Genomic DNA, 15,643 nt, shown 5'->3' with positions numbered 1-15,643 from the left:
GCCGCCGAACCGAAGTGGCCGGGCGGGGCAATGTGCCCTGATCCCCACCCCGCCTCCGTCGCGCGGGCGGGGCGGCCTCAGCGGCCGTATGGATGGCCGACCGCCGACTCGGCGACGGCTTTCTCCTCGGCCACCTCGTCCTCGGCCGGCGTGCGGAGCACCTGGAGGAACCACACCACGGCCACGAGCGCCCCGCCGGCGTACGAAACCGGGAAGGCCCACCAGATGCCGTCCGTGCCGAGCCCGCCGCGCGACGAGAGGAACCACGCCAGCGGGAAGCGGAGCACCCACAGGCTGGCGATCGAGATGAGCATCGAGACGTAGGTCCGCCCCGCCCCGCTGAAGCCGCCGCCGATCACCACCTGCACACCGATGAGGCCCCAGCCCGGCGCCATGATGCGGAGGAAGCGGGCGCCCTCGCGGATTACGGCCGGCTCGTCGGGCACGAACGCCGCCACGAGGGGCTCGGCAAAAGCGAAGCCCAGCGCGCCCGCCGCCGTCATCGCACCGAACGCGATCCAGGCGCCGATCGCCGTCGTCCGCCGCGCACGGAGCCGCTGCCCCGCCCCCACGTTCTGCCCGACGACGGTCGAGGTAGCGATGCCCAGCCCCAGCGCCGGGATGAGCACGAACGAGAAGATCCGCGTGCCGACGCCGTACACGGCCACGGCGTCGCTCCCGAACCCGGCCACGAGCGTCACCAGGACCGTCAGCCCGAGCGCGCGCATGGCCTGGTCGACGGACGCCGGGAAGCCCAGCCGGGCGATCTCGCGGACGAGCGCGAGGTCCGGCCGGAGGTCGCCCCGGCGAACGCGCACCGGGCGGCGGCCGCTGACCAGCAGCCACGCCCCGACGGCGGCCGCCAGCCCCTGCGTCCCGATCGTGGACGCCGCCGCGCCGGCCACGCCCAGCGCCGGGATCGGCCCCCAGCCCAGGATGAACAGCGGGTCCAGCACCAGGTTGAGAAGGACCGTCACGCCGACGATGTAGAGCGGCGTCTTGACGTCGCCGACGCCGCGCAGCAGCGCCTGGAACACGAAGTAGCCGAACACGAACGGCAGGCCGAGGTAGCTCAGGCGGAGGTACTCGGCCGCCATGCCGAGCACGTTCGGGTCGGCCCCCATCAGGCGCAGGAGCGGTTCGGCGAGCGCGTACCCCGCGCCCGCGAGCACGACCGAGAGGAGCAGGACGATGGCGTAGGTCTGGCCCGCCACGTAGTCCACCTGTCGGGCGTCGCCGCGTCCCTCGGCCTGCGCCACCAGGATCGTCCCGGCGATCGTCACCCCGCCCGCGACGGCGATAAACAGGAAGACGACCGGGAAGCTGAACGAGACCGCGGCGACGGCCTCGGCGCCCAGCCGGCCCACCCAGAACGTGTCGGTCAGCTGGTAGAGCGTCTGGAACACGTTCGCCAGCACGACCGGCCCCGCCAGCCGCAGCAGCGCCCGAGCGATCGGGCCTTCGAGGATGGCGCTAGAAGGGCGGGGGGCGTCGGGCACAGAGGGAGCGGCAGAGGCTCGGCCAACTCGCGGGGCCGTGGGCAGTTCGGCGTGTGGGTGCGTCCGGCGCGAAGGGGCCGCAGTCTCCATGGAATCCGCCCCGCCCGCGAACCGTGTGGCAGCGCGTCGCGCTCCGGCGGCCGCGCGCGCGGCGACCAGTGTCCACGCCCCGCCCGCGGAGCGGCCGCCGGAGGCTCGCTCGGAGCCTCTACACCCCCGCCCCGCCCTCGTCGTCCAGGATGTAGACCGCCGGCAGGTTCCGCGCGAGCTGGCCGTAGTCCAGGCCGTACCCGATCACGAACAGGTTGTCGATGTCGAACCCGACGTAGTCGACCTCGACCTCGACCTTGGCCGCGTCCGGCTTGCGGAGGAGCGTGGCCGCGCGGAGCGAGGCCGGCCCGCGCGCGGCGATCTGGTCGAGCACGTACTTCATCGAGAGGCCCGTGTCCACGATGTCCTCGACCACGATCACGTGGCGGCCCGAGAGGTCGGCCGAGACCGCCTTTTGCTCGGTGATCGCCCCGCTCGACACCTTTTTCTCGCCGTAGCTCGAGAGCTTGTAGAAGTCGACCTCGCAGTCGCCCGGGATCGCGCGGAGGAGATCGGCCGTGAAGATGAACGCCCCGTTCAGGACGCCGACCAGGATCGGCGGGCCGAGCCCCTCGTAGTCGGCCGCGATCTGCTCGCCCATCTCGCGGATGCGCCGCGCGATCGTCACCTCGTCGAGGTAGAGCCGGAACCGCTCGCCGCGGCAGGTGACAGTCTCGGGGGCAGCGACGGACTCCATCGGGCGGGGCGGCAGCGGAGACCGAAGCTACCCCGCCCCGCCCGGCGCCGCCACCGGCATGCGGAGGGAGACGGGGTGGAGGAATGCGGGGGACCAGACCGGGCTCCACCTGTGGTCTCTCAACGAGGTTCTGATGGGGTCGGCCGCCCGTGTTGCGTGGTTCGTGTCGCGTGTTCGAGGCCGACGCAACACGCCGTACGCAACACCCGCCGACCCGTCACGTGTGGCTCGGCGCTGCACTAGAAGCCCGTGCTAACTGTCCACCGCGCGGCGCGGCGCGTGGCGTCTGTGACGGCGACGGCCCGCGCGAGCCGATGGCCGACCACCCACAGCACCTCGCCGCCGCCCTCGACCACGAGCACATCGCGGCGCCGCGACGGCCGCACGCGGCGGTCGGCCAGGAGGTCCGAGACCAGCGCCGAGCCGCCCCGCCCCAGCGGGCGGACCCGGTCGCCGTCGCGCCACGGGCGGACGACGAGCCGGCCCGGCACGCGGTCGGCGTCGACCACCTCGGCGTTGGGCGACGACGGGAACGACGGGGGCACGGCGCCCAACGGGCGACCCTCAACCCACCCCGCCCCCACCGCGGCCGACCAGCGCCCTGACGCCTCGACCACAACGGGCGGGGGCGGGGCGGTCGGCGTGGTGAACGCGAGCGCGCCCCGCTCTCGCCACACGACGGCGCCGGCAGCGCCGACGCGCTGGCCGACCGGCGCGTCGAGGAGCGCGTCGATCCGGTCGAGGAGCGCGGCCGACGCGGCGGCGCCGGGCGCCCACCGCCGGAGCGCGTCGGCCCACACGGCGAGGCGGGCGGGGCGGTCGAGCACGCGGACTCGGTCGAGGTCCACGACGCCGCCCCGCCCGTCGGCCGTGCCGACGAGGTCGAGGAGGGCGGGGCGGTCGAGCGCGGCGCGCGCGGCGGCGGCGGCGGCGGCGATCCGGGCGGCCGTGCGCGACCCGCCCTCGGCCTCCAGGAGCGGGAGCACGTCGCGGCGGAGCCGGTTGCGGCGGTAGCGGCCGGTCGCGTTCGTCGGGTCCTCGATCCAGCCCCAGCCGCGCGCGGCGGCCTCGGCCTCGACCTCGGCGCGCGTGGCCCACAGGAGCGGGCGGACGAGGGCGACGCCGCCCAGGTCGCGGCGAACGGCCATGCCGGCGAGCCCGCGCAGGCCGCTCCCGCGCACGAGGTTGAGGAGGACCGTCTCGGCCTGGTCCGTCGCCGTGTGCCCGGTCACGACGGCGGCGGCACCGTGGCGGCGGGCGGCGTCGGCGAGCGCGGCGTAGCGGGCCTCGCGCGCCCGCGCCTGCACGTTGCCGGGCGCGACCTCGACGCGGACCGTCTCCGTCTCAATGCCCAGGCTCTCTCCCAGGTCGCGGACAAACTGCGCCTCGCGCTCGCCGTCGCGGAGGCTGTGATCGACATGAATTGCAATAACGGACCAACCCGCCCCAACCAGCGTCCGCAGGAGGACGGTCGAATCCACGCCCCCGCTCGCGGCGACGACCAGGCGTGCGCCCTCCGCCACCCCGCCCTCGCCTGTGAGCGACGCGGCGACGCGGGCGGCGAACGGCCGCCCCGCCCCGCTCACGACCGGCGCCCGCTCACGACGGGCGGAACCGGCGGTCGATCTCGTCCGACGACAGCCGGATCATCGTCGGGCGCCCGGCCGGGTCCGTGAACGGGTCGCCGCACGCGAACAGCTGGTCAACCAGCGACCGCGCCTCGACCGGCCCGAGCGCCTGGCCGGGCCGGATCGCGCTGCGCGCCGCCATGCTCCGCGCGAGGTTCTCGCGGGCGGGGAGGTGCAGGAGCCGACTGTTCCGGCGGACCTGCGCGAGCAGGTCGTCGAGCACCTCGCGCTCGTCGCCCAGCCGGACGTCCGCGGGCACGCCGCGGACGAGGACGGGGCCGCCCGCGGGCGCGTCGAGGTCGAACCCGAGCGCGCGGAGGTCGCCGGTGATCTCGCCCAGCAGCTCGGCGTCGGCCGGCGTGAGGTCGACCGTGAACGGGAACAGGAGCTGCTGCGTCGGGGCCATCCCGCCCTCCATCGCGGACACGGCGCGCTCGTAGAGGATGCGCTCGTGAGCCGCCCGCTGGTCGACGACCAGGAGCCCGGAGCGGACCGGCGAGAGGAGGTAGCGGCCGTGGAGCTGCCACAGCGTCCGGTCAGCGTCGGCGTCGAGGTCGATGTCGGCGCCCCCTCCCCGCGCCGGGATCGGTCCGCCTCCCGCCGCCCCGCCCGCGAACGGCGCGCCGGAGAGCGGGAGGCCGGCGGGCGGACGGCCACCCGGGGCGGGGTGGTCGGTCCACCCCGCCCCGCCCCCGGCGGGGAGCGGGGCGGGCGCTTCGGGACGCGAGCCGTCAAGACGCGGGCCGTCAGGACGCCGGACGGCAGGCTGTGCCTCGTCGAAGCGCGGGCCGCCGGGCGGCGGGGCCGAGCGGGGCGGCGTGGCCGCGGAGGGGACCGTGAACACGGGCGGGGCAGCCCACTCGTCGGACGGCGGCTGGTTGGATTGCGGTCCGCCAGCGTGCGACTCGTCGGCTTGTGATCGGAACCCGTCGCCGGACGGCGCGGGCGGGGTGGGCGCCCCGACAGTCGGCGCCCCGACGGCCCGGGCGTTGGGGTCGAACGTGAGCCCCAGCCCGTCCTCGGCCAGCGCCCGCTTGACCACGGCCTGCACGAAGCTGTACACGCCGCGGTCGTCGTCGAACTTGACCTCGGTCTTGGTCGGGTGCACGTTGACGTCGACGTGGCGCGGGTCGACGGTCAGGAACAGGGCGAAGAGCGGGTGCCGGCGCTCGGGGAGCAGCGCCCCGAACGCCTGCGCGACGGCGTGGTCGAGCGACCGGCTCTTGACGTAGCGGCCGTTCACGAACAGGTACTGGTCGCCGCGCGAGCGCCGCGCGCGGTCCGGCCCGGCGACGACGCCGCGGACCGAGAGGTAGCTCGTCGTCTCCTCGACGGCCGTCAGCTCGGACGCGTCGACGCCGCCCGCGAGGTCCGACAGGCGGCGGACGAGGGCGGCCTCCCGGTCGGCCTGCGCTCCGCCGCCTTCCCCGCCGCCTGATCCCGCCCCGCCGGTCTGCGGGACGCCCGGCGCGAGCCGCCAGACCTCGGTGTCGTCGTGCGTGAGCGAGAACGCGACGGCCGGGTGCGAGAGCGCGAGCGCCTGGAACGTCTCGACGAGGTGCTTGAACTCGGTCGCCGGCGTCTTCAGGAAGGCCCGCCGCGCGGGCACGTTGTAGAACAGGTTGCGGACCGAGACGCACGTGCCGTCGGGCGCCGCGCACGGCGCCTCCGACACCACCTCGCCGCCGTCGACGCGGACGCACCACGCCGTCGGGTCCTGGCGCCGCTTCGTCTTGAGCTCGACCTGGGCGACGGACGCGATCGAGGCGAGGGCCTCGCCGCGGAACCCGAGCGTCTGGAGCCGCTCCAGGTCCTCGAAGTGGCGGAGCTTGCTCGTCGCGTGGCGCCCGAAGCTGGCCACGGCGTCGCGCGGCCCCATCCCGCCCCCGTCGTCGGCCACCTGGATGAGCTCGGAGCCGGCCCGCTTGAGCGTGACATCGACGCGCGAGGCGCCGGCGTCGAGCGCGTTCTCGACCAGCTCCTTGAGCGCGTTGGCCGGCCGCTGGACGACCTCACCGGCCGCGATCTTCGAGGCCAGCGTGTCCGGGAGCGCCCGGACGATCCCGTCGTCCGCCCCGCCCCCGTCGTCGGGCGCGTCGGGCGGGGCGGGGTGGCCGGGCGGCGGGGTGGGCACGGGGGGAAAGGTGCGGGTGACGAGCGAGGGGTGACGAGAAAAAGGCTCTTTCCCCGTCCCCTCGCCCCGCTCGCTCTAGCCGGTGAAGAACCAGCCGCTAAAGGCCGACACGCGCTCAACGATCGTGTCGATGTTCAGGAACAGGTAGAACGCGACGGCCAGCGCGAGGCCGACGGCGATGAACTGCGGCTGCTTCGTCTTCCGTGACCGCCGCTCGCTGGGGCGGACGAACTGGAGCTGGCGCTTGCGCCGGGCCTCGGCCTCGGGGTCGTAGAACCGCGGCGTGTACTCGAACCGCCGCGGCTGGGCCATCCGCCCGCTCTTTAATCCCAACATGGTGCTCTGGGGTGTGGACCGGAAGGTAACGGCGGGGCGGGGCGGTTTCGGGTCCGGCCCTCCCCCAACGTCGGCGCGGCCGGTGCCATCGCCGCGTCACGGGCGGGGCGGGCGGCGTTCCCGCCCCGCAAGCTGAAACCCCTATTTTCTCGTCCCGCCCCGCCCGACCTGTGCCTACCGTCTCTGAGTTCTACGGCATCCTCATCCGACTCTACTGGCGCGACACCGACCGTCACCAAACTCCTCACTTTCACGCTCGCTACGCCGAGCACGAGGCAGCATTCTCGATCCCTGATGCAGAGGTCTTAGCCGGCAAACTCCCACGGAGACAACGGCGCCTCGTCCAAGCGTGGGCCGAGCTTCACGCTGAGGAGTTGGAACGGGCGTGGAGTCGGGCCGTGAACGGAGAGGCTCCCGGCACGATCGTTCCACTTCGCTAGCGCCTCGCCTTCATGTCAGTCACTGCCTCCCCCGCCCCGCCTCCCGGCGACCGCCCCGCCCCGCTCCCCCTGGCCCCGAGGATCATCGCAGTCCGGGCCGACCCCCCGTTCGTCCTCGTCGCTACGTTCGGGACCGGGGAGCGCCGGCGGCTCGATCTCGCAGACAGCGTCGGCACCGGGCCGGTCGCGCCGCCGGCCACCCCCGACGCATTCGCGCGCGTGGCCGTGGAGCCCGGAGGGTTCGGCCTGGAGTGGCCGGGCGGGGCGGACCTCCATCGAGACTCGCTCTACTACGGAGGGGAGCCGGCGTAACGCCCGCCCCGCCCACGAACGCCGGCGCGGGCGGGGCGGCCCTCAGCCGCCGGCGGGCGGGGCGGCGACCGCCTCGGCCAGCCGCGCCCGCGCCGCCTCCGGGTCCATGGTCGGCGCGCTGCACACGTGGTCGCGGCACACGTACGCCGTCGCCGCCCCGCCCCGCCCGCGTGGGGCGGGCAGCGCCGTCTGCGCCTCGGCGAACGGCGCGAGCTCGCTGATCGGCGCCGGGCCGACGCCGGGCGCCCGCAGCAGCGCGACCGCGAACGGCGCGTAGACCGAGCGGACGGCCGCCAGCACGGCCGCCGTGTCCGCCCCGCCCCGCTCGCCCGCGACCACGACCTCCTGCGCCGGGCCGGCCGCGAACGCCGCCGCCGTCAGGAGGTGCGTAAAGCCCGACGGGTGCTCGCGGACGACGGCCGGCGCGCGCAGCCCGCGGCGGGCGGCCTCTTCGAGGGCGGGGCGGCCCGTGAGGCGCGCGAGGCGGAGCCCGTTGTAGACGGCCACGCTCGCGCCGGCCGGCAGCGCCCCGTCGTCCGGGCTCTTCTGGCGGACGATGAGGTCGGGCGCGTCGGCGGGCGAGACGAAGTAGCCGCCCTCCGAGTCCTCGAACCGCTCGCGCATCTGGGCGTGGAGGTCGAGGGCCGCCGCGAGGTGCGCCTCGTCGAACGTCGTCTGGTACAGCTCGGTGAGGCCCCAGACGAGGAACGCGTAGTCGTCGAGGAGCCCGTCGATGCCGGCCTCGCCGTCTCGGTAGCGATGGAGGAGGCCGCCCGCGTCCGTCCGCATGGTGCCGAGCAGGAAGGCGGCCGCCCCGCCCGCCGCGTCGGCGTAGTCGTCGCGCCCGAACGTGCGCGCGGCGACGACGAGGGCGGCGATCGCGAGCCCGTTCCAGTCGGTCAGGACCTTGTCGTCGAGGAGCGGGCGCGGCCGCCCCGCCCGGACGTCGAGGAGCGCCCGGCGGATCGGGCCGAGACGGGCGCGCAGGTCGTCGGTGTCCAGGCCCAGGCGCTCCGCCGCGGGCGCGAGCGGATCGTCTGCTGAGAGGTCAGGGGCGGGGTGGTGGAGCACGTTCGCGCCCGTCTTCTGGCCCGTCGCCTCGTCGGCGTAGTTGCCCGCGGGCTCGGTCCCCCAAATGTCCTTGGCGATCCGGGCGTCGTCGGCATCCAGCGCGGCGTCGATCTCGGCCTCGGTCCAGACGTAGAACGCGCCCTCCTCGCGCTCGCCGTGGGCGTTCAGCGAGTCGGCGTCCTCGGCCGAGAAGAAGGCGCCGGTCGGCGAGCGCAGGTCGCGGAGCACGTAGTCCAGCGTGGCCTCGGCCGCTTCGCGGAGGTCGGGCGCGCCGGTCGCCGCCCACGCCTCGGTGCAGGCGAGCGCGTAGCCGGCCTGGTCGTAGAGCATCTTCTCGAAGTGCGGCAGGAGCCACGCCCGGTCGGTCGCGTAGCGGTGGAGCCCGCCGCCGAGCTGGTCGTAGACGCCGCCTCGCCGAATCGCCCGGAGCGTGGCGACGGCGAGCGCCGTGAGCGACTCGTCGCCCGTCTGCGCCCCGCGCCGCAGCGCGAACAGCACGTGGTGCGGCGTGGGGAACTTGGGGGCCGCCCCGAACCCGCCGTGCGCCGGGTCGAACCGTCGGCGGAGCGCCTCGGCCGCGGCGTCCACGTCGGCCGCGCCCAGCGCGTCGCCTTCGGACCCGCCCTCGCCCATGCGGCGGACGACGCCGGCCAGCTCGGACGCCGACTGGCGCACGCCGTCGGCGTTCTCGCGCCAGAACCGCGACACGTTCTCGGCCAGGTCGAGCACGCCGATCCGGCCGCCGCGGCTCTCGCGCGGGAGGTAGGTCCCGACCCAGAACGGCTCGCGCGTGTCGGGCGTGAGCAGCGCCGTCAGCGGCCACCCGCCCCGCCCGGTCGCCGCGAGGACCGCGGCCATGTAGACGCCGTCGACGTCGGGCCGCTCCTCGCGGTCCACCTTGACGCACACGAACGCGTCGTTGAGCGCGCGCGCGGCCTCGGCGTCCTCGAACGACTCGTGCTCCATGACGTGGCACCAGTGGCACGTCGCGTAGCCGATGGAGAGGAACACGGGCACGTCGCGGCGGCGGGCCTCCTCGAAGGCGGCGTCCGACCACGGCCACCAGTCGACGGGGTTGCCGGCGTGGCCGAGCAGGTACGGGCTGTTGGTCTGGGCGAGGCGGTTCACAATGGGGAGGGATGGGGGATGGAGGGATAGAGGGATGTGGGGAATGCGTTCCCGCCCCGCCCTCCGGGTCTGCCCCGCCCTCGGGATCCGACCGGCGGGGGGGGGCTCCAGGCCTCGCCGCGCCTCGCCCCGTGCCGAGGGCGGGGCGGTCCGGGCCGCGCCTCTGCCCATCCCCCATCCCGAGCGCGCGGAGCGCGCATCCCCCATCCCTCTACAAAAAAACGCCCCCGCCCGGGCGGGGCGGGGGCGCTCGGGACGCCGGGCGGGGCGGTCCCCACGGGCGGGGCGGCTAGCGCACGACCGTCAGCCGCGACGTCCGCCGTTCGCCGGCCGCGTCGAGCACGACGACGTAGGCGCCGGCCGGGAGCGCGGCCGTCTGGAGCGCGACCGGGTGGAGCCCCGCCTCGAACGTGCCGTCGGCCGCCACGGCCACCTCGCGGCCGAGGAGGTCGTAGACCGCCACGCGGACCGCCCCGCCCTCGGGCAGGCCGACCGTCACGGTCGCGGCCGAGCGCGCCGGGTTCGGGGCGAGGGCCAGCGACAGCTCCACGACCTCGGCCTTCTGGAGAGCCAGGACCGGGTCCGAGGGCGGGGCGGTCGGGGCCTCGGCGAGCGGCGTCCCCTCGGCGTCGGCCGCGAGGAGCGCGCGGTCCGAGAAGTAGGCCACGCGCGTCACGCGGTAGCCGTAGCCGGTCACGCTCCGGTCGGTGACGAGGTTGGCCGAGATCACCGGGCCGTCGACGATGGCCCAGAAGGCGTCCTTCGTGCCGGTGTAGGTGGCCCGCGTCGTCCCCGACTGGTCCTTGACGTAGACGTAGTCGTAGTTCGCCTCGAGCTCGAACCGCTCGAAGTACATCGCCACGCGCTGGGCGCCGGACTTCGAGTAGGACTTCGTGTTGTTGAGGCTGTTGCTGTACGGGTGCGGGCTCTGGATCGTCTGCGTCTCGTAGCGCCACTCGGGCGTGCCGCCGCCGGTGCCGCCGTCCGAGCCGCCGGACGCCGAGCCGACGCCGACAGCCGCCCAGGCGTCGGCGACCGCGCGGGCCTGCGACGAGCCGGCGCCGTAGAGGTCGGCCGCCGCCTGGAGCGTCCCCTCGCGGGCGCCCGCGAAGTTGGTCGAGGCCGTGAAGTAGCGCGTGAGCGCCCGGTACCACACCTTCTCGGTCACACCCCGGCCGACGCTCTGGACGGACTGGCCGCGGAACGTGCCGCCGGCCATCATCAGGTACGCCTGCTTGTTGGCGATCCCCGAGTTGATGTGGACGCCGCCGTTGTCCTGGCTGCCGACGTAGCGGTCGGCGTAGTGGTCCGGCTGGTCGCCGGCCGGCGGGTCGTCGAGGTAGCGGAGCGCGTCGCCCGACGTGCCCGGCGTGTACGACTCTTCGCCGACGCGGTAGTCGTCGCGGTCGACCATGACGGCGAAGATGTCGGAAACGGCCTCGTTCAGCGCCCCCGACTCGTTCTGGTAGATGAGCCCGGCCGAGGCGCCGGTCACGGCGTGCGTGAGCTCGTGGGCGACGATATCGAGCTCGACGAGCGGCGAGAACGTCCGGCCGTCGCCGTCGCCGTAGACCATCTGCTGGCCGTTCCAGAAGGCGTTGTTGTACCCGTCGCCGCCCGGCACGTCGTCGTAGCTGACGGTCGAGGTGATCGAGGCGTTGTTGCCGTCGTAGCTCGACCGGCCGTGCGTCCCCTTGAAGTAGTCGAAGACCTGGACGGCGCCCGTGTGGGCGCTCACGGCGATCCGCTGGTTGGAGGCCGAGAAGTTGTTGTCGGCGTCGGTCACGTAGCTGCCCGGCAGCGTGTTCTGGCCGTTCGCCGACAGCGTGCGGATGTAATCCGGCCCGCGCGTCGTGTCGTAGAGGTAGTAGGTGCCCTGCGAGAGGAACGTCGGGATGGAGGTCGTCCCAGCGTAGAGCGTCGTCCCGGTCCCGTTCGCCGAGCCGTCGACGAACACGGGCGAGCCGGCCGCCGCCCTGGCCGCCGCCCCGCCCCGCCCGGCCGCGCCCGCCGAGGGCGGGGCGGTCGTGTGGATCGAGTTGAAGTGGTGGAGGACGGCGCCGGTCTGGGCGTCGACGAACACCTCCCAGTTGGCCGGCACCGGCCGCTCGGCGAACAGGCGGACGTGGTAGGCGAGCGCGTAGCCGTCGTCGCCGGGGTAGACCACGAGCTCGGCCTGGGGCGTCCAGTCGATGGCCTCGCCGAGCGCGTCGGCGGGCACCGACGCCCGCTCCTCGGTCACCGCCACCGCCGCGCGGGCGGCGTCGAGCGCCGACGCCGCGCTGAGGGCGGGGCGGGTCGCGACGCTCTCAGCGCCGGGGTGGAGCGCGCCGCCCCAGGCGTAGGCCCGGCCCGACCGGTCGAGGTGGAGCGCGCTTTGGGCGCCCCACACGGGGACGCCGCCGACCTCCTGCTGCACGACGACGTGCTCGAGCCCGAGGTCGTCGCGCTCGGCGCGCACGAGGCGGACATCGGGGTCCTCGTCGAACCCGAACGCGGCCGCGTTCGCGCTCAGGAACGCCTGGGCCGCCGCTGCGGGCGCGGCGTCGTACACGCCGAGGTCGCCGGCGAGAAACTGCGGGGTGCCCCGCTCGCCGTCCCACGCGACGCGGGTCAGCGTGGAGGCGTCGAAGGCGGCCTTCGACAAGCGGGCGTCCGCGTCCTGCGCGGCGGCGGGAGAGACAACGGTGACGGCGAGCGCCGCAGCGAGCACCCACCAGGCGGTGGGGCGGAAAGGAGCAAGGGGCATGGGGCAAAGGGCCAGGGAGACCGACAGGAACACCACCCGTTTGGAGACACCAGGGCGGGGTGGCTGGAGCAACGATGGTAAGGTTCATCCTCACTTCGCGCAATCCATTTCTCCGCTTAACGAGCGCCTATCGTCCTCCCTCACCTAACCGTCAGGTCTCCATCGTCGTAGCCACCGAGCCCGCCCCGCCCGCCGTGGCGCCCGCCGCCGAGCCCACCCCGCCCCGGCCGGCGGCAGCGCCTGGGCGGGGTGGACGGCCGCCCCGCCCGGAGCCACGACCGCGGGGCGGGGTGGCGCCCCGAGCCTGCGTGGGCCGCCCCGCCCCTACGCCATCGTCCCCTACGCCGCCCCGCCCCTACGCCATCGTCAGGCCGCCGTCGACAGCGAGCGACTGGCCGGTGACCGACCGGCTCCAGGGCGAGGCGAAAAAGAGAACGGCGTCGGCAAACTGCTCCGGCGTCACGGTCTCCTGGAGCGGGGTCCCCTGGCGGACGAACTCGAACACCTCGTCCGTGGTGACGGCGCTCGCGTCGGTCGTCTGGAGGAGGCCGCCGGCGACGAGATTGACGCGGACGCCGTAGGCCCCGAGTTCCTTCGCCAGCGTCCGCGTGAGGCCTACGAGGCCGGCCTTGGCCGCCGTGTAGTCGTGGTACGTCACGACCGGGTTGTAGACGAGGTTGGTGCCGACGTGGACGAGCGAGCCGCCGCCCTGCGCCTTCATCGTCGGGAGCGCGGCGCGCGCCAGGTGGAACGCCGCGCGGACGGCCCCCTCATACTGGCGCTGGAAGTGGTCCCACTCGACCGTCTCGACGCTCACGTACGGCGCGCTCGGGTCGAACGAGTAGCGCGGGAGCGCGCTCGACACGACGACGTCGAGGCGGCCCCACCGCTCGACGACGGCGTCGACGAGGGCCTGCACCGCGTCGGCGTCCGTGACGTCGGCTTGGTGCGCAAAGGCGCGGCCGCCGGCGCTCTCGATTTCTTCCACCACGGCTTGGGCCTTGTCCTGGCTCTGGAGGTAGTTCACGGCGACGGCGGCGCCTTCGCGGGCGAGCGCGCGAGCAATCGCCCGCCCCGCCCCGCGGCTGGCTCCGGTGACGAGGGCGACGGTGTCGGACGGCAAAGCGGGCATAGGGAGGCGCTGACGGGCTGGGGGGAACGAGGTCGGTACCCCCCCGCCCGCGCAGTCGGCGGGCGGGGCGGTCCGAAGCTACCGGCCGGGAACGGCGCCGCGCGCCCGCTGCGTTGGAGGCCACCCCGCCCGCTGCCCCTCCGCCTGCCATGTCGCTCGTCCTCATCACCGGCGCCTCCCAAGGGATTGGCGCCGCCATTGCCCGCGCCTTCGCCGAGCAGGACGACGCGCGCCTCGCCCTCGTCAGCCGGAACGAGGCGAAGCTGGAGGTCGTCGCCGCCGACTGCCGCGGGCGGGGCGGCCAGGCCGACGTGTTCCCGTGCGACGTGACCGACGACGCGGCCGTCGAGGCGCTCGGCCGCGACGTGGCCGATCAGCTCGGCGTGCCCGACGTGCTCGTCAACAACGCCGGCCTGTTTACGCCGGGCGGGTTTCTGGACACGTCGCCCGAGACGTTCCGGCGGCAGATCGAGGTCAACGCTGTCAGCGCGTTCCTGGTCACGCGCGCCTTTCTGCCGGCCCTGCTCGCGCGCGGCTCCGGCCGCGTGCTCATGATGGGGTCGGTCGCGTCGGTCCGCGGCTACCCGGGCGGGGCGGCGTACGGGGCGGCCAAGCACGCCGTCCTCGGCCTCGCGCGCGCGCTCCGCGAGGAGACCAAGGGGACCGGCGTCGGCGTGACGGTGCTCCTGCCGGGCGCCACGCTCACGCCGTCGTGGGAGGGCGCGGGCGTCGAGGCCGACCGGCTCATGCCGCCGGAGGACGTCGCCCGCGTGGCCGTCGAGGTGGCCGGCCTCTCGCCCCGCTCAGTCGTCGAGGAGGTCCTGATCCGCCCCGCCCTGGGGGACGTGTGACGGCGGAGGCGTGGACCCGGAGAACCGACCACCCCGCCCGCTCCGGCGTCTGCCCCGCGTCTCGCCCTTCGGGTCCGCTCTAACGAGCGACGCCGTCCGGTGTGGACCGGGCGGCGTCGGAGTCGGGGCGGGGCGGGGCGGGGCGGCCTAGTCTTCTAGGAGCGCCTCCTGCGCGCTCTCCACCTCCACGTCGTCGCTGTCGTCGTCGGACGGGGCCGGGCCGGGGACCATCCCGAGCGCCTCCTTGACCGACTGCTTGACGGCCTCGCGCCGGTCCTCGTTCGTCCGCAGCCACTCCTTTGTGGCGTCGCGGCCCTGGCCGATCTTCTCCTCGCCGTAGCTGTACCACGACCCCGACTTCTGGATGATGTCGTGCTCCAGCCCGAGGTCGACGAGCTCGCCCAAGGACGAGACGCCCTCACCGTAGACGATGTCGAACTCGGCCTGGCGGAACGGGGGCGCCACCTTGTTCTTGACCACCTTCACGCGCGTCCGGTTGCCGACGACCTCCTGGCCGTCCTTGAGCGCCCCGATCCGGCGGATGTCCATGCGGACCGACGCGTAGAACTTGAGCGCGCGGCCGCCGGCGGTCGTCTCGGGCGAGCCGAACATGACGCCGATCTTCATGCGGATCTGGTTGATGAAGATGAGGATCGTGTTCGTCCGCTTGATCGTGCCGGTCAGCTTGCGGAGCGCCTGGCTCATGAGCCGGGCCTGGATGCCGACGTGGCTGGCCCCCATCTCGCCCTCGATCTCGGCCTTGGGCACGAGCGCGGCGACCGAGTCGATGACGACGACGCCGAGGGCGCCGGAGCGCACGAGCATGTCGCAGATCTCGAGCGCCTGCTCGCCGGTGTCGGGCTGCGACATGAGCAGCTCGTCCGTGTTCACGCCCAGCTTCTCGGCGTAGGTCGGGTCGAAGGCGTGCTCGGCGTCGATGAACGCGCACTGGTCGCCGCGCTTCTGGGCCTCGGCGATGATCTGGGTCGCCAGCGTCGTCTTGCCCGACGACTCGGGGCCGTAGATCTCGATGATGCGGCCGCGCGGGACGCCCCCGATCCCGAGCGCGTGGTCGAGGGTCAGCGACCCCGTCGAGATGGCGTCCATCTCGACCGGCGGGGCGTCGCCCATCTTCATGATGGCGCCCTTCCCGAACTGCTTGTCGATCTGCTTCATGGCCAGATCGAGGGCCTTCGCCTTGGCGGCGGAGTCGGCGGGCGGGGCGGTGGTCGTTTTCGCCATGGGGTCGGGCTCTAGGGAGCGGGCTGGAGGTCGGGGCCGGGGCGGGGCCGCGCGGTGCAAGAGGGAGAGCGCCCACGATACGGACGTCGGGTGACACCTCCGCGTCACGGCCCGCCTTGTCGGGGTGCCCTCGCGCTGGAGTACCCGCCCCGCCCGCAAACGTTCGGCGGGCGGGGTGGTGGGCCGCCCCGCCCAGGAGCCGGCGGGGCGGGGTGGCAGCCTGCTTCTAGCGCGGCGTGGGCTCCGGCCGCCCCGCCCGCCCCGGACACGGCAAGCCGTGTTCCTACGGGTGCCCGTCGTGGGGCGGACCCAAAGGGCGGGGCGGAATCAAACG

The 15,643-nt window shown here is 74.5% G+C and carries 12 protein-coding genes; 3 read left to right on the top strand and 9 right to left on the bottom strand.

What is annotated here, in order from left to right:
- Positions 1 to 77: 77 nt before the first annotated feature.
- The 5 genes from RM540_RS01790 to RM540_RS01770 all read right to left on the bottom strand — a co-directional run bounded on the left by RM540_RS01790 (position 78) and on the right by RM540_RS01770 (position 6,384).
- The gene (locus RM540_RS01790) at positions 78 to 1,499 is read right to left on the bottom strand and encodes an MATE family efflux transporter (RefSeq protein WP_311661580.1); all 1,422 of its coding nucleotides are present in this window, start codon (positions 1,497 to 1,499) and stop codon (positions 78 to 80) included.
- 208 nt (positions 1,500 to 1,707) lie between these two features.
- Positions 1,708 to 2,286 (bottom strand): hypoxanthine phosphoribosyltransferase, encoded by a 579-nt coding sequence (gene hpt / locus RM540_RS01785; protein ID WP_311661578.1) that lies wholly within the window; start codon positions 2,284 to 2,286, stop codon positions 1,708 to 1,710.
- A gap of 239 nt (positions 2,287 to 2,525) precedes the next feature.
- Positions 2,526 to 3,872 (bottom strand): tRNA lysidine(34) synthetase TilS, encoded by a 1,347-nt coding sequence (gene tilS, locus RM540_RS01780; protein WP_311661576.1) that lies wholly within the window; start codon positions 3,870 to 3,872, stop codon positions 2,526 to 2,528.
- A 13-nt stretch (positions 3,873 to 3,885) separates the two neighbouring features.
- On the bottom strand, positions 3,886 to 6,048 hold the full coding sequence (mutL, locus tag RM540_RS01775; RefSeq protein ID WP_311661575.1) for a DNA mismatch repair endonuclease MutL: 2,163 nt from the start codon (positions 6,046 to 6,048) through the stop codon (positions 3,886 to 3,888).
- A gap of 75 nt (positions 6,049 to 6,123) precedes the next feature.
- Entirely contained in the window at positions 6,124 to 6,384 is a 261-nt protein-coding gene (locus RM540_RS01770; RefSeq protein WP_311661574.1) for a hypothetical protein, read from the bottom strand.
- Between the two features lie 170 nt (positions 6,385 to 6,554).
- Here RM540_RS01770 and RM540_RS16380 point away from each other — a divergent pair, with 170 nt between their 5' ends.
- Positions 6,555 to 6,824, top strand: coding sequence for a DUF4160 domain-containing protein (locus tag RM540_RS16380; protein WP_349256286.1), 270 nt, complete (start codon positions 6,555 to 6,557; stop codon positions 6,822 to 6,824).
- A 12-nt stretch (positions 6,825 to 6,836) separates the two neighbouring features.
- Positions 6,837 to 7,136, top strand: coding sequence for a DUF2442 domain-containing protein (locus RM540_RS01765; RefSeq protein ID WP_311661573.1), 300 nt, complete (start codon positions 6,837 to 6,839; stop codon positions 7,134 to 7,136).
- Between the two features lie 42 nt (positions 7,137 to 7,178).
- Here the strand turns inward: RM540_RS01765 and RM540_RS01760 are convergent, their stop codons facing one another.
- The 3 genes from RM540_RS01760 to RM540_RS01750 all read right to left on the bottom strand — a co-directional run bounded on the left by RM540_RS01760 (position 7,179) and on the right by RM540_RS01750 (position 13,216).
- On the bottom strand, positions 7,179 to 9,335 hold the full coding sequence (locus RM540_RS01760) for a thioredoxin domain-containing protein (protein ID WP_311661571.1): 2,157 nt from the start codon (positions 9,333 to 9,335) through the stop codon (positions 7,179 to 7,181).
- A gap of 289 nt (positions 9,336 to 9,624) precedes the next feature.
- On the bottom strand, positions 9,625 to 12,084 hold the full coding sequence (locus tag RM540_RS01755) for a M4 family metallopeptidase (RefSeq protein ID WP_311661569.1): 2,460 nt from the start codon (positions 12,082 to 12,084) through the stop codon (positions 9,625 to 9,627).
- Positions 12,085 to 12,439: 355 nt separating this feature from the next.
- Positions 12,440 to 13,216 (bottom strand): 3-oxoacyl-ACP reductase, encoded by a 777-nt coding sequence (locus tag RM540_RS01750; RefSeq protein WP_311661568.1) that lies wholly within the window; start codon positions 13,214 to 13,216, stop codon positions 12,440 to 12,442.
- 149 nt (positions 13,217 to 13,365) lie between these two features.
- On the opposite strand from RM540_RS01750, the gene RM540_RS01745 reads away from it, so the two are divergent.
- Positions 13,366 to 14,067 (top strand): SDR family NAD(P)-dependent oxidoreductase, encoded by a 702-nt coding sequence (locus tag RM540_RS01745; RefSeq protein ID WP_311661566.1) that lies wholly within the window; start codon positions 13,366 to 13,368, stop codon positions 14,065 to 14,067.
- Positions 14,068 to 14,214: 147 nt separating this feature from the next.
- Here the strand turns inward: RM540_RS01745 and recA are convergent, their stop codons facing one another.
- Complete coding sequence (gene recA / locus RM540_RS01740) at positions 14,215 to 15,309, bottom strand: recombinase RecA (RefSeq protein ID WP_311661564.1); 1,095 nt, start codon at positions 15,307 to 15,309, stop codon at positions 14,215 to 14,217.
- Between the last annotated feature and the right edge of the window lie 334 nt (positions 15,310 to 15,643).

The organism is Rubrivirga litoralis, from assembly GCF_031846415.1.
Taxonomy (GTDB): domain Bacteria; phylum Bacteroidota; class Rhodothermia; order Rhodothermales; family Rubricoccaceae; genus Rubrivirga; species Rubrivirga litoralis.
The sequence above is the reverse complement of the archived record's forward strand: the minus strand, read 5'-3'. Positions and strand labels throughout refer to the sequence as shown.